This is a genomic window from Nocardioides sp. (assembly GCF_964228225.1).
Taxonomy (GTDB): Bacteria; Actinomycetota; Actinomycetes; order Propionibacteriales; family Nocardioidaceae; genus Nocardioides.
In genome coordinates, this window is sequence record NZ_CAXQZB010000050.1 from 1 (window position 1) to 13,125 (window position 13,125).

The 13,125-nt window shown below is 73.7% G+C and carries 14 protein-coding genes; 7 read left to right on the forward strand and 7 right to left on the reverse strand.

What is annotated here, in order from left to right; all coding sequences use genetic code 11:
* Positions 1 to 265: 265 nt before the first annotated feature.
* The 3 genes from ACERUJ_RS12530 to ACERUJ_RS12540 form a co-directional block, all read right to left on the reverse strand.
* The gene (locus tag ACERUJ_RS12530) at positions 266 to 1,246 is read right to left on the reverse strand and encodes a hypothetical protein (protein WP_370248898.1); all 981 of its coding nucleotides are present in this window, start codon (positions 1,244 to 1,246) and stop codon (positions 266 to 268) included.
* On the reverse strand, positions 1,243 to 1,467 hold the full coding sequence (locus ACERUJ_RS12535) for a hypothetical protein (protein WP_370248899.1): 225 nt from the start codon (positions 1,465 to 1,467) through the stop codon (positions 1,243 to 1,245). The genes ACERUJ_RS12530 and ACERUJ_RS12535 overlap by 4 nt, the downstream gene beginning before the upstream one ends.
* Positions 1,468 to 1,558: 91 nt before the next feature.
* Positions 1,559 to 3,256, reverse strand: coding sequence for an ABC-F family ATP-binding cassette domain-containing protein (locus ACERUJ_RS12540; RefSeq protein ID WP_370248901.1), 1,698 nt, complete (start codon positions 3,254 to 3,256; stop codon positions 1,559 to 1,561).
* A 221-nt stretch (positions 3,257 to 3,477) separates the two neighbouring features.
* Between ACERUJ_RS12540 and ACERUJ_RS12545 the strand changes: the two genes are divergently transcribed.
* The 6 genes from ACERUJ_RS12545 to ACERUJ_RS12570 are packed head-to-tail and all read left to right on the forward strand — an operon-like array spanning position 3,478 to position 9,615.
* On the forward strand, positions 3,478 to 4,626 hold the full coding sequence (locus ACERUJ_RS12545) for an acyl-CoA dehydrogenase family protein (protein WP_370248902.1): 1,149 nt from the start codon (positions 3,478 to 3,480) through the stop codon (positions 4,624 to 4,626).
* Between the two features lie 28 nt (positions 4,627 to 4,654).
* Positions 4,655 to 5,815: an acyl-CoA dehydrogenase family protein gene (locus ACERUJ_RS12550; protein WP_370248903.1), complete on the forward strand. Its 1,161-nt coding sequence runs from the start codon at positions 4,655 to 4,657 to the stop codon at positions 5,813 to 5,815.
* A complete protein-coding gene (locus ACERUJ_RS12555; RefSeq protein ID WP_370248904.1) occupies positions 5,812 to 6,564 on the forward strand; it encodes an SDR family oxidoreductase in 753 nt (250 codons plus the stop codon). The genes ACERUJ_RS12550 and ACERUJ_RS12555 overlap by 4 nt, the downstream gene beginning before the upstream one ends.
* 2 nt (positions 6,565 to 6,566) lie before the next feature.
* Positions 6,567 to 7,376: an SDR family oxidoreductase gene (locus tag ACERUJ_RS12560; protein WP_370248905.1), complete on the forward strand. Its 810-nt coding sequence runs from the start codon at positions 6,567 to 6,569 to the stop codon at positions 7,374 to 7,376.
* Complete coding sequence (locus ACERUJ_RS12565) at positions 7,373 to 8,437, forward strand: phosphotransferase family protein (protein WP_370248906.1); 1,065 nt, start codon at positions 7,373 to 7,375, stop codon at positions 8,435 to 8,437. The genes ACERUJ_RS12560 and ACERUJ_RS12565 overlap by 4 nt, the downstream gene beginning before the upstream one ends.
* On the forward strand, positions 8,437 to 9,615 hold the full coding sequence (locus tag ACERUJ_RS12570) for an acyl-CoA dehydrogenase family protein (protein WP_370248907.1): 1,179 nt from the start codon (positions 8,437 to 8,439) through the stop codon (positions 9,613 to 9,615). Before ACERUJ_RS12565 ends, ACERUJ_RS12570 begins: the two co-directional genes overlap by 1 nt.
* Positions 9,616 to 10,076: 461 nt before the next feature.
* Here the strand turns inward: ACERUJ_RS12570 and ACERUJ_RS12575 are convergent, their stop codons facing one another.
* The 3 genes from ACERUJ_RS12575 to ACERUJ_RS12585 are packed head-to-tail and all read right to left on the reverse strand — an operon-like array spanning position 10,077 to position 12,011.
* Entirely contained in the window at positions 10,077 to 10,310 is a 234-nt protein-coding gene (locus tag ACERUJ_RS12575) for a hypothetical protein (protein ID WP_370248908.1), read from the reverse strand.
* A 50-nt stretch (positions 10,311 to 10,360) separates the two neighbouring features.
* Complete coding sequence (locus ACERUJ_RS12580) at positions 10,361 to 10,630, reverse strand: hypothetical protein (protein WP_370248909.1); 270 nt, start codon at positions 10,628 to 10,630, stop codon at positions 10,361 to 10,363.
* Positions 10,631 to 10,643: 13 nt separating this feature from the next.
* Positions 10,644 to 12,011: a flavin monoamine oxidase family protein gene (locus ACERUJ_RS12585; protein ID WP_370248910.1), complete on the reverse strand. Its 1,368-nt coding sequence runs from the start codon at positions 12,009 to 12,011 to the stop codon at positions 10,644 to 10,646.
* 69 nt (positions 12,012 to 12,080) lie between these two features.
* Here ACERUJ_RS12585 and ACERUJ_RS12590 point away from each other — a divergent pair, with 69 nt between their 5' ends.
* Positions 12,081 to 12,665 carry a TetR/AcrR family transcriptional regulator gene (locus tag ACERUJ_RS12590; RefSeq protein WP_370248911.1) on the forward strand — a complete coding sequence of 195 codons (585 nt, stop codon included), beginning with the start codon at positions 12,081 to 12,083 and terminating at the stop codon, positions 12,663 to 12,665.
* Between the two features lie 23 nt (positions 12,666 to 12,688).
* Here the strand turns inward: ACERUJ_RS12590 and ACERUJ_RS12595 are convergent, their stop codons facing one another.
* The gene (locus ACERUJ_RS12595; RefSeq protein ID WP_370248936.1) at positions 12,689 to 13,123 is read right to left on the reverse strand and encodes a hypothetical protein; all 435 of its coding nucleotides are present in this window, start codon (positions 13,121 to 13,123) and stop codon (positions 12,689 to 12,691) included.
* Positions 13,124 to 13,125 lie beyond the last annotated feature (2 nt).

Genomic DNA, 13,125 nt, shown 5'->3' on the forward strand with positions numbered 1-13,125 from the left:
CGTGGGGACCGACGGTCGTCGAGGAGCGAGCGCCAGCGGGTGGCCGGCGTGGGGACCGACGGTCGTCGAGGAGCGAGCGCCAGCGGGTGGCCGGCGTGGGGACCGACGGTCGTCGAGGAGCGAGCGCCAGCGAGTGGCCGGCGTGGGGACCGACGGTCGTCGAGGAGCGAGCGCCAGCGAGCGTCACGAGACGCCCGCACCCGATCCACCACGCCTCGCGACGGCGCCGGGTCGCCTCGTCGACGACCGTCCGCGGTCACACCGCTCAGAGCAGGGCGGCGACCTCGGGGTGCAGGTCGGCGGTGGCGGCGACCTCGGCCAGCACCGCGCGCACGTCGTCGGGCAGCGCGGCCGCGGCCTCGGTGAGCGCCGGGGAGGGCTGCAGGTGGGGGGCGAGGGCGCGCAGGTCGTCCGCCGTGGCGACGTCGAGGACGCCCAGGACCACCGGGGCCGGCACGACGGCGGTGAACGCCGCGGCCGCGGCGTGCTCGTCCCAGGCGAACAGCTGGGCGGCGATGGCGCGCAGCACCGCGACGTCGAGGTGCGGGACGACGGGGGCGAACCGGGCCGGCTCGAGGTCGAGGGCCAGGGTCGCGAGGTCGGCGGTGGAGAGCTCGGTGGCGATCTCGCGGATCTTGGTCTCGGGCAGCTCGGCCACGACCCGCTCGAGCCGCTCGTTCCACTCCAGCAGCGGGGCGAGCAGCAGCAGGTCGCGCGGGCGGGCGTCGCCCAGCGCCTCCCAGAGGCCCTCGTAGGTGACGGCGGAGGCGAACTCGGCCATCGCGGCGTGCTCGTCGCGGGCGAACAGCGCCTGCGCGACCTCGCGGATCTTCACCGGCGGGATGGCCTCGAGCACCGGGCGCGACTTCACCGGGTCCAGCGCCAACGCGATGTCGGCGAGGTAGCGGATCGAGAGCCGACCCACCAGGTCGCGGGCGCGGGCGGGGTCGAGCAGCTCGGCCACGCGGGCGCCGAGCACCGGCGGGAGGAACTTCTCGGCCAGCTTCGCCGCCGCGGGCGCCGGGAGGGTCTTGGAGAGCGCGGCGACCTTGGCGAACTGCGTCTGCCCCGGGCTGAACAGGGTGTGGCTGATCTGGTCGTGCAGCACCCGCAGGTCGGCGTCGGGGAGGTCGTCGAGGCCCTGCAGCTGGTCCTGCTCGAGGTGCAGCAGCCGCGCGATGCGGGACAGCTGCGGCGAACGACGGGGCGCCGGGCGCGGCACCGAGCGCGGGTCGGGCGTGTTCATCCGACCAGCGCCTTGCGGATCACCGAGCGCACCGGCAGCGGCACGCCGGTGATCGCGCGGTCGACGGCCTCCTCGGTGAGCCGGGCCTGACGGCGACGCCCGGCCCGCACCTGGTCGGCCAACCGCTGCCGGACGTCGTCGGGGAGCGCTTGCACGGACTCGGGCGGGGTGGTGCCGAGCACGGCGGCGAGGGGGTCCTCGACGTGATCTGGGGTCGCCATGCCGAGACTGTCGCACACCGCGACGCCGCGTCGCACCAACCCCTCCGGAGGCGGGACGCCGCGCCGCACCGACGCCGGCGATGCTGCCGGGTCAGCGGGCGCGCGCGACCCGGCCCTCGTCCCAGACCGGTCCGTCGGACTCGTACACCTCGCCGTCGGCGCCGTAGACCAGGAACCGGTCGAAGCCGCGGGCGAACCACCGGTCGTGGGTGACGGCCAGGACCGTGCCCTCGAAGCCGGCGAGTCCGGCCTCCAACGCCTCGGCGCTCTCGAGGTCGAGGTTGTCGGTGGGCTCGTCGAGCAGCAGCAGGGTGGCGCCGGACAGCTCCAGCAGCAGGATCTGGAAGCGCGCCTGCTGACCGCCCGAGAGCGACTCGAAGCGCTGCTCGGCCTGCGCCGAGAGCTCGTAGCGGTCCAGCACGCGGCTGGCCTGCTCGCGCCCCATGCCGGCGCGGCCGCCGTCGCCGCGGTGGAGGATCTCCAGCAGCGTGCGCCCGATCAGCTCGGGATGGTCGTGGGTCTGCACGAACCACCCGGGCACCACGCGGGCCCCGAGCTTGGCCACCCCGGTGTGGCGCACCGGCTCGATCGGCGGCCCGTCGGTGAGGCCGTCGAGCGGACGCAGGGACGGGTCGGGATCGCTGCCGCCGGCGGCCAGCAGCCGCAGGAAGTGCGACTTGCCGGAGCCGTTGGAGCCCAGCACCGCCACGCGCTCGCCGTACCAGACCTCGAGGTCGAAGGGCCGCATCAGGCCGCTCAGCTCCAGGCCCTCGCAGACGACGGCGCGCTTGCCGGTGCGCCCGCCCTGCAGCCGCATCGTCACCTGCTGCTCGCGGGGCTGCTCGGTGGGCGGCCCGGCCTCCTCGAACTTGCGCAGCCGGGTCTGGGCGGCCCGGTACTGGCTCGACATGCCGTCGTTGTACTCGGACTTGATCTTCAGGCGCAGCACGAGCGCCTTGAGCTTGGCGTGCTCCTCGTCCCAGCGCCGGCGCAGCTCCTCGAACCGCTCGAACCGGTCGCGCCGGGCCTCGTGGTAGCTGGCGAAGCCGGCCGGGTGGGTCCAGGTGGAGTTGCCGGCGTGGCCGAGCTCGACGGTGACGACGCGCGTGGCGGTGTTGGCGAGCAGCTCGCGGTCGTGGCTGATGAACAGGATCGTCTTGGCGCTGGCGCGGATGCGCTCCTCGAGCCAGATCTTGCCCGGCACGTCGAGGTAGTTGTCGGGCTCGTCGAGCAGCAGCACCTCCTCCGGTCCGGCGAGCAGGTACTCCAGCACGATCCGCTTCTGCTCCCCGCCCGACAGCGTGCGCAGCTCGCGGTACTTGGCCCGGTCGTAGGGCACGTCGAGCGCCTTGACGGTGGTGACGTCCCAGACGACCTCGAGGTCGTAGCCGCCGGCGTCGGTGTAGTCGTGGATCGCCTCGGCGTAGCGCATCTGGGTCGCCTCGTCGTCGGTCTCCATCAGCGCCAGCTCGCACGCGTCGACCGCGGCCGCCGCGGCCCGCACGCGCGGTGGGGCCAGTGAGAGCAGCAGGTCGGCGACAGTGGGGTCGGGCCCCAGCCCGGCCTTCACGTCCTGCCGCATGACGCCGAGCCCGCCACTGCGCACGATGACGCCGGCGTGGGGGTCGAGGTCGCCGATGATCAGGCGCAGCAGCGTGGTCTTGCCGGCGCCGTTGGCGCCCACCAGGGCGACCTTGGCGCCCTCCCCCACCCGGAACGAGACGTCGTCGAGCAGCACCCGGCCGTCGGGCAGCTCGTAGCGGACTCCTTGGACGTCGACATGACCCACGGGAGGTGATCCTCCCGCACCGCGGGGCGCGCCCGCACCGGCATTTGGGCGACCCGACAAGGGCACTGCCGAGACACTGTGTCCAGAAACAGCCCGAACAGCCGACCCCCTCCTTCCGCGCGGTGCCGACAGGGGCTTGAATGGCAGGGCACGCACGTGACCGACGTCGCAGCGCCCAGTCGCCCTCCGCACTGGCCGACGTCCCGATGAGAGGGGCCCCCTTGAAGCTGGAGCTGTCCGCGGAGCTGCAGGAGTTCCGCGAGGAACTGCGCACCTTCTTCACCACCAAGTTCCCCGACGAGATCCGGCGCACCGTGGCCGAGGGCCGCGAGCTGACCAAGGACCAGATCGTGGAGAGCATGCGGGTGCTCAACGCCGAGGGCCTGGCCGTGCCCGCGTGGCCCGCCGAGTGGGGCGGCCGCGACTGGACCGACCTCCAGCGCCACATCTGGCACGAGGAGCTGCAGGCGGCCTGCGTGCCGATGCCGCTGGCCTTCAACGCCTCGATGATCGGCCCGGTCATCGCGCACTTCGGCACCCAGGAGCAGAAGGAGAAGTTCCTCCCCGCCACGGCGAACCTCGACATCTGGTGGAGCCAGGGCTTCTCCGAGCCCGACTCCGGCTCCGACCTCGCCTCGCTGCGCACCAGCGCGGTGCGCGACGGCGACGACTGGATCGTCAACGGCCAGAAGACCTGGCCCACCCTGGGCCAGCACGGCGACTGGATCTTCCCCCTGGTGCGCACCGACCCCGAGGGGACTCAGCCGGCCGGCATCTCGATGCTGCTCATCGACATGCGCAGCGAGGGCCTGGAGGTGCGCCCGATCCAGCTGATCGACGGCAGCCACGAGGTCAACGAGGTCTGGTTCGACAACGTCCGCGTGCCGGGTGAGAACCTGGTCGGCGAGCTCAACGGCGGCTGGGCGATCGCGAAGTTCCTGCTCGGCAACGAGCGCGTCGGCGTGGCCCCCGTGGGCGCCACCAAGCGGGTGCTCGCCCGCGCCAAGGAGCTGGGCCGCGCCACCATCGAGGCCGACCCGCTGCTGCGCGCCCGCGTGGCCGAGCTCGAGAACGAGCTGCTGGCCCTGGAGCTCACCGTGCTGCGCGTCACCGCCGACTCCGCCGACGGCGAGCCGCACCCGGCCAGCTCGGTGCTCAAGCTGCGCGGCACCGAGCTGCAGCAGGCCGTGAGCGAGCTGGTGGTCGACCTCGGCGGTCCCGCCACCCTGCAGAGCGGGGAGGACGACGACGTCGCCGCCTGGTTCACCCGCTCCACCCCGGCCTACCTCAACCTGCGCAAGGCCTCGATCTACGGCGGGTCCAACGAGATCCAGCGCCAGATCATCAGCCGCACGATCCTCGGCCTCTGACCGGCCGCGACAGGAGACGACGAAACCCATGGACTTCAGCTACGACGACGAGCAGCAGGCCCTCCGCGACGCCGTGAAGGGGCTGGCCGGCAAGGCCTACTCCGACTACGAGAACCGGCGCCGGGCGGTGGCCGAGGAGCCCGGCTTCTCCGAGCAGGTGTGGGGCCAGCTGGCCGAGATGGGCCTGCTGGGCCTGCCCTTCAGCGAGGAGGACGGCGGCGTGGGCGCGGGCCCCGTCGAGGTCGCCATCGTGTGCCAGGAGCTGGGCCGCGTGCTCGCCCCCGAGCCGTACCTGGCCAGCGTGGTGCTGGCCGGCGGACTGGTCTCGGCGGTCGGCACCCCCGAGCAGCGCGCCGAGGTGCTCGGTGCCCTCAGCGCCGGTGAGTCGGTGCTGGCCTTCGCCCACGACGAGCCGGGTCGCCGCTGGTCGGCGCAGGCCCACGACGTCACCGCCGCCCAGGACGGCGACTCCTGGACCCTCACCGGCGTCAAGGACGGCGTCACCGTCGGCGCCCGCGCCGACGTGCTGGTGGTCAGCGCGGCGCTGCCGGGCGGCGGCACCGGGCTGTTCCTCGTGGCCGGCGACGCCGCCGCCTCGCGGGAGAGCTACCGCACCCCCGACTGGCTGCGCGCCGCGCGGGTCACCTTCGAGGCCACCGCCGCCACCCCGCTCGGCACCCCCGGGCAGGACGTGACGGCCTCCATCGCCACCGTGCAGGACATCGCCCGGGTGATGGCCGCCAACGAGGCGCTGGGCCTGATGCAGACCCAGCTCGCGCTCACCACGAGCTACCTCAAGAGCCGCAAGCAGTTCGGCGTCACGCTCAACAACTTCCAGGCCCTCACCTTCCGGGCCGCCGACCTCTACACCAGCGTCGAGCTCACCCACAGCGTCGTCGACTGGGCCACGATGGTGCTCGCCACCGGCGACACCGGGGCGCTGGCCGACGCCGCCGCCCGCGTGGGCCTGCAGGTCAGCCGCGCCGGGCGCCACCTGGGCAAGGAGTCGATCCAGCTGCACGGCGGCATCGGCGTCACCGCCGAGTACAGCGTGGGCATGTACACCGCCCGGCTCACCGCCCTGGACCACCTGCTCGGCGACGGCTCGCACTACCTCGGCGCCCTGAGCGCCACGGTGTTCGACCACGAGGACCTCGACCCGCTGGCCCCCGCCGGGGCCGGGGCGTGAAGGGCCTCACCGGTCGTACCGCGCTGGTCACCGGCGCGAGCCGGGGCATCGGCTTCGGCGTCGCCCAGCGGCTGGTCGAGGAGGGCGCGCGGGTGGTGATCACCGCCCGCAAGCCCGAGCCACTGGCCGAGGCCGTCGCCGCCCTCGGCGGGCCCGAGGTCGCGGTGGCGGTGCCCGGCAACGCCGCCGACCCCGAGCACCGCGCGGCCGCCGTCGCCACCGCCGTGGAGACCTTCGGCAGCCTGGACCTGCTGGTGAACAACACCGGCATCAACCCGGCGTTCGGACCGCTCACCGACCTCGACCTCGACATCGCGCGCAAGATCATGGACACCAACGTGGTCGCGATGCTCGGGTTCGTGCAGGAGGCCCACCGCGCCTGGATGAAGGAGCACGGCGGCTCGATCGTCAACATCTCCTCGCTCTCCGGGGTGCGCCCGGCGCCGTTCATCTCCTTCTACGGCGCCAGCAAGGCCGCGATGATCAGCCTCACCGAGACCCTCGCGGTCGAGCTCGGGCCCACGATCCGCGTCAACGCCGTCGCTCCGGCGGTGGTGAAGACCAAGTTCGCCGAGATGCTCTACGTCGGCCGCGAGGAGGAGGCCTCGGCCGCCTACCCCCTCAAGCGGCTCGGGGAGATCGAGGACATCGGCGCGCTGGTGGCCTTCCTGCTCTCCGAGGACGCCGGCTGGCTCACCGGCCAGACCGTCGTCGCCGACGGCGGCGTGTCGATGACTGGCGGGGTCTGAGCATGGCGCATCCCGCGCTCGCGGGTCGGGGCGCGGTCGTGACGGGCGCGGGCGGCGGCATCGGGGCCGCCCTCGCCGCCCGGCTCGTCGCCGAGGGTGCCCGCGTGGTCGTCAACGACGTCGACGCGGACGCCTGCGCCCGCACCGCCGAGGCGATCGGCGCCACCCCGGTGCCGGGCGACTGCGCCAGCGCCGAGGGCGTCGCGGCGCTGGTGGCCGCGGCCACCGAGTCGCTGGGACGCATCGACGTCTACTGCGCCAACGCCGGCATCGACCGCACCCGCGCCGACTCCCTGCAGCTCGAGGACGCCGAGTGGACCCGGATGTTCGAGGTCAATGTGCGCGCCCACGTGCGCGCGGCCCAGCTGCTCGTGCCGGGCTGGGTGGCCGACCACGAGGCCGGCGGCCCGGGCGGGCGGTTCGTCGTCACCGCCTCGGCGGCGGGGCTGCTCACGATGATCGGCGCCGCCGCGTACTCCACCACCAAGCACGCCGCGGTCGGCTTCGCCGAGTGGCTCTCGATCACCTACGGCGGGCGGGGCGTGGCGGTGCAGGCGATCTGCCCGCAGGGCGTGCAGACGGCGATGCTCGAGCAGGCCGGGCCGCTCAAGGACCTGCTCAGCCACGACGAGGCACTCACCCCCGAGGCCGTCGCCGACGCCTGGGTGGCCGCACTCGAGGAGGACCGGTTCCTGGTCCTCCCCCATCCCGAGGTGGCCGGCTACTACGCCGCCCGGGCCGCCGACACCGACCGCTGGCTGGCCGGCATGCGCCGCCTGCAGACCAAGGTCGACGGGCTCGCCGGGGCATGACCACCGCCGCCGCGCCGGACCTGCCCGCACCCGATCTGCCCGGGCTCGACCTCGACCGGTTCGCGGCCTGGTACGCCGCCGCGGCCCCGGGCGACCTCAGCGCGCCCCTCACCGGCACCCTGATCGCCGGCGGCAAGAGCAACCTCACCTACCGGGTGGGCGACGGCGTCACCACCCGGATCGTGCGGCGTCCCCCGCTCGGGCACGTGCAGGCCACCGCCCACGACATGGGCCGGGAGTACACCGCCATGGCCGCGCTGGCCGGCAGCGGGGTGCCGGTGCCCACCGTGCGGGCGCAGTGCACCGACCCCGAGGTGATCGGCGCGCCGTTCTACGTCATGGACGACGTCGCCGGCACGCCCTACCGCACCGCCGCCCAGCTGGCCCCGCTCGGGGCTGAGGGCACCGCGGCGCTGGCGACGGCGATGACGCAGGTGCTGGCCCGGCTGCACGCCGTCGACCCGGTCGCGGTGGGCCTGGGCGACTTCGGGCGCCCGGCCGGGTTCCTGGAGCGCCAGGTGCGGCGCTGGGGCCGCCAGCTGGAGGGCTCGGCCACCCGGCCGCTGCCCGACGCCGAGCGACTGCTGGCCCGGCTCGGCGACTCCCTGCCCGACGTCGACGCGCCGCCCGGGATCGTGCACGGCGACTACCGGCTCGACAACCTGCTGTGCCTGCCCGGCACGCCCGAGTCCGAGGGCGGGCCGGTGCGCGCCGTCGTCGACTGGGAGATGGCCACCCTCGGCGACCCGCTCACCGACGTCGCGCTGCTGCTGGTCTACGACGACCTCGGCACGATCACCGGTGGCGCGGCAGTGGCGGACGCCAGCAGCGCCCCCGGCTACCCCGACCGCGCCACCCAGCTGGCCACCTACGAGGCCGCGGGCGGCCGGCCGCTCGGCGACCTGCGCTTCCACCTGGGCCTGGCCTACCTCAAGATCGCGGTGATCCTGGAGGGGATCCACCACCGCTTCCTCGCCGGCCAGACGGTCGGGGAGGGTTTCGACACCGTGGGGGCCGCGGTCGAGCCGCTGCTGGCCGCCGGACTGGAGGCGAGTCGCTGATGGACCTGTCGCTCACCGCCGAGCAGGAGGCGTTCCGCGACGCCGCCCGGGCGTTCCTGGAGAAGGAGGCGGTGCCCCACCGCCAGGAGTGGGACGACCGGGAGTCGATCGACCTCGGCATCATCCCCGGCATGGCCGAGCTCGGCTTCTTCGGCCTCACCATCCCGGAGGAGTACGGCGGCCTGGGCGGCGACTACGTCACCTACGTGCTCGGCATGGAGGAGCTCGGCCGCGCCGACTCCGCACTGCGCGGCATCGTGTCGGTGTCCAACGGCCTGGTGGGCAAGTCGATCCTGGGCTGGGGCACCGAGGAGCAGAAGCGCGAGTGGCTGCCCCGCATCGCCACCGCCGAGGTGCTGGGCTGCTTCGGCCTCACCGAGCCCGGGGTGGGCTCCGACGCCGGCAACCTGCGCACCCGCGCCGTGCGCGACGGCGACGACTACGTGATCGACGGCCAGAAGTTGTTCATCACCAACGGCACGTGGGCGCAGGTCGCGCTGATCTTCGCGCGCACCGGCGGCGAGGGCCCCCGCGGCATCAGCGCGTTCCTCGTGCCCACCGACACCCCCGGCTTCACCGCCCGCGAGGTCACCGGCAAGCTCGGCCTGCGCGGCCAGGCCACCGCCGAGCTGTTCCTCGACGGCGTGCGCGTGCCGGCCTCGGCGATGCTCGGCGGACCGGCCGACCAGGACGGGCCGAACGGCGAGGGCCAGGGGTTCAAGGTCGCGATGAGCAGCCTCGACAAGGGCCGGGTGTCCGTGGCCGCCGGCTGCGTCGGCCTGGTGCAGGCCTGTCTGGAGACCTCGGTGGCCTACGCGACCTCCCGCACCCAGTTCGACCGCCCGATCGCGGCCTTCCAGCTGGTGCAGGACATGATCGCCGACCTCAGCCTCGACGCCGACGCCGCCCGGCTGCTGGTGTGGCGCTGCGCCGACCTGCTCGACCGCGGCGAGCCCGTCGGCCTGGCGGCGTCCAAGGCCAAGCTCTACGCCTCCGAGGCCGCCGTGCGCGCTGCCAACCTCTGCATCCAGGTGCACGGCGGCTCCGGCTACGTCAGCGACTACCCGGCCGCCAAGTTCCTGCGCGACGCCCGCGTGATGACGCTCTACGAAGGCACCAGCCAGATCCAGAAGCTCATCATCGGCCGCGCCGAGACCGGCATCAACGCCTTCACCTGAGGCCCGCCCACGCCATCCTGCGTCTCGTGACGGCGCCGGGGCGCCTCCTCGACGAACGTGGGTGGCCCACGTCGCCAGGCCCCTCCGACGAACGTTCCAGCGGAGGACACGGTCGTCGCGGAGTGAGCGCCAGCGAGCGTCACGAGACGCCGCACCCGTCTCACCATGTCTCGAGACCGCGACCAGGACGGTCCTCGAGGAGCGAGCGCAACACCAGGCACGGTCGTCGAGGAGCAAGCACAACACCAGGCACGGTCGTCGAGGAGCAAGCACAACACCAGGCACGGTCGTCGAGGAGCAAGCACAACACCAGGCACGGTCGTCGAGGAGCGAGCGCCAGCGAGCGTCACGAGACGCCCGCACCCGGGCAGCCGCGTGGGGTGATGCCGTCTGGTCCTGGTTGCCCGCCGTGACGAAGGCGCAGCGACGAGCGGCCCACGGGTGCACGGGGTCGCTGACCCTCAGCCGCCCAGGGTGTCGCCGGGCCCGAACGACGACTGTCCTGCCTCGCGGGCGGCGCGGACGGCGTCGGCGAGTTCCTTCTCGGCGGCCGCCCGACGGAACGCCGCGAGCTTCATCGCCATGAGCGGCGGGAGCGGCGCATCGAAGCCCTCAGGTGAAGGGCCCTGGTTCTCGAAGGCTGCCGCGAGCTCGTCGGCATGGGCGATCAGGTCGGCCAGGGATCGTTCGGGCATCTCGCTACTCCCCTCAACGAACCTCACCCCGGACCCAGCCCAGCGTCCCATCAGAACGTCGACCGGGTCCAGGGTCCTCCCACGATCTCGCGCTCGGCCTCCTCGCCGGCCGCAAGGTCGAGCACGTCCGCGAGCGTCGGATCCTGCTGGATCACGTGACCGAGGCCCACGACACGATACTGACCCGCGTCGTCAGGATGGTCGTCGCCGCAGAGCGCACACCAGTCGCCGTCCGGCCTGGTCACCAGCATCACGGGCATGCGGCCGTCGAACACGTGGAGGCACACGTAGGTCTTGGTGTGCAACGCGAGGCCGAGCACGAGACTCGCGGACTCAGCCGCCGAGTGCGGTGGCGAGCTCGGCGGCGAGGTCGTGGCCCACGCGCACGGCGCCGTCGACGTGCTGGAAGCCCAGGCCGGCGACGTCGCTGGAGCCGAAGTGGATCGGTCCCACGGGCTGGCGCAGCACCGCACCCCAGCGGCTCAGGCCACCGACGTCGAAGCTGGTGCCGTAGGCGCCGCCGGTGAGCTCCTGGTCGTGCCAGGTGCTCTCGACGTAGGTGCGCGGGGACAGCGCGGCGTCGCCGAAGTAGGCGGCCATGGAGGCCAGCACCTTGGCGCGCCGCTCCTCCGCACTCCAGCGCAGCGCCTCGTCGGCGTGCACGTCGGAGACGAAGCCCACCAGGGTGCCGTAGCCCGAGCCGGTCTCGGCGACGTCGGTGGTGTTGTCGTAGATCTCGTGCACCAGCTGGAAGGGGGCGAAGCCGGTGCCGCTGAGGCCGGCCTCGCGCCAGAACGCGGTGTCGTACTCGGCCTGGACCTTGAGCACGAGCCCGAAGGACTGGTGCTCGCGGGCGGCGCGGTGCTCGGTGGGCAGCGCGGGATCGAGCCGGATCCGGCTCACGTGGGTGGGCGGCAGGGCCAGCACGAGACGGCGGGCGGTGAGCAGCTCGCCGTCGACGGTCACGGTGACGCCGTCGTCGTTCCACCGCACGGCGGTGACGTCGGCCTCCAGCCGCACGCGGTCGCCCAGCCGGGCTGCCAGCGCCGCGGGCACCGAGGCCAGGCCGCCGGCCACGCGCTTGTCGAGGATGAAGTCGGCGTCCACCAGGTGGTGGAAGGAGCCGGCGCTGGCGGCCATGAGGCCGGCCTGCAGCGCGGAGAAGGCGTGGGCGGGCTTGGTGAGCATCGCGGGGCCGATGAACAGCGACACCATCGCGACGGCCACGGGGTCGTCGCTCTGCGACTCCAGCCACGCCTGGAAGGTCACCCGGTCCAGCGCGTGGGCGTCGGGGTGCTCCCAGGGCCGGTCGGGGTCGAGCTCGCGCGCCAGGGTGTCCAGGGCCTCGGAGAGGCGGTCGACCTCGGCGTTGGTGGCCGCCGGCAGCGGGAGGTCGTCGGTGAAGCGGTGGGTGCCGCCGTCGGTGTCGACGTAGAGCGAGTCGCCGGTGCGGTACCGGGAGTAGGTGGTGAGCCCGAGCTCCTCGACGAGCGCGATCAGGGCGGTCTGGTCGGGCGAGACCCACTGGCCGCCGACCTCGAAGTCCGACTCCGCGCCCGCGGGGCCGTGGGCCTCGGTGGAGAGCCGGCCGCCGACCCGGTCGCGGGCCTCCAGCACCAGGACGTCGTGCCCGGCCTCGGTGAGCCGCAGGGCGGCGGTGAGACCGGTGACGCCGGCCCCGACGATGATCACGTCGCGCATGGATCCTCCGAACCACAGGTTTTGAACGTTGTTCAAGAATTGCCCGATCCGGCGCTAGAGTCAAGGGCCATGGCCGCCGCCCGCAGTCCCCGACGCCTCGCGCACTCGCGCGAGCAGGTGCTCGAGACGACGCTGGCGATGGTGGCCGAGCAGGGTCTGGCCGCCGTCACGATGGCCAAGATCGCCGCCCGGCTCGACACCAGCGGCGGGCACCTCCTCTACTACTTCGGCACCCGCGACGGCCTGCTGCTGGAGACCCTGCGCTGGAGCGAGCAGCACTACGCGCCCCAGCGCGCCGCGGTGCTCACCGGGGCCATCACCGGTCCCGACCCCGGGCCCGAGGCCGCGCTGGAGCTCGCCCGGGTCTACCTCCCCACGGGTCCCGGCGACGCGCGCTGGCTGTTGTGGCTGGAGATGTGGGCCCGGGCGCCCTACGACGACGACCTCGCCCGGGCGATCGCCGACCTCGACGACGTCTGGCACCGGGACCTGGTCGCCCTGCTCGGCGCGGTGCTCCCCCAGCACCCGGATCCGGCGGCGCTCTCGCGGCAGCTGCGGGCGATGTGGGACGGCTTCGCGGTGCAGATCCTGCTCGGCACCGCGGACGTCGACGCCGTGGTGGCCCGGACCCGCCCGCTGCTCACCGCCGGCTGAGGCGTCGCACGGGGGCCACGACCTCAGGCCAGGGTCTGCACGATCCGACGGTCCTCACCGTCCACGACCACCCGCGCCAGCGCGCCGTTGACCAGCGGCAGGTGCGGCGGGACGTGGCCGATCTCGAGGTCGAGGACGATCGGCAGCCCGAGCCGGCCCAGGGCGTCCAGCACGGCCTCGTGCTGGGTCACCTGCGGGTGGTCGGGGGCGTTCGTGCGGCCGATGAGGATCGCGCGGGCGTGCTCGAACCACCCGGCCAGCCGCAGGCCGTGCAGGTGCCGGCACACCGTGGCGGCGTCGTCGCCGGACACCTCGAGGTAGACGACCAGCCCGTCCTCGGCGTGGGCGCGGCCGAACCCCGCGACGTCGCCGTAGGGCGTGCCCGCGAGGTTGACCAGGGTCTCGACGCACCCGCCGATCAGCCGACCGGTGACGTCGAGCGAGGTCGCCCCGTGCAGCG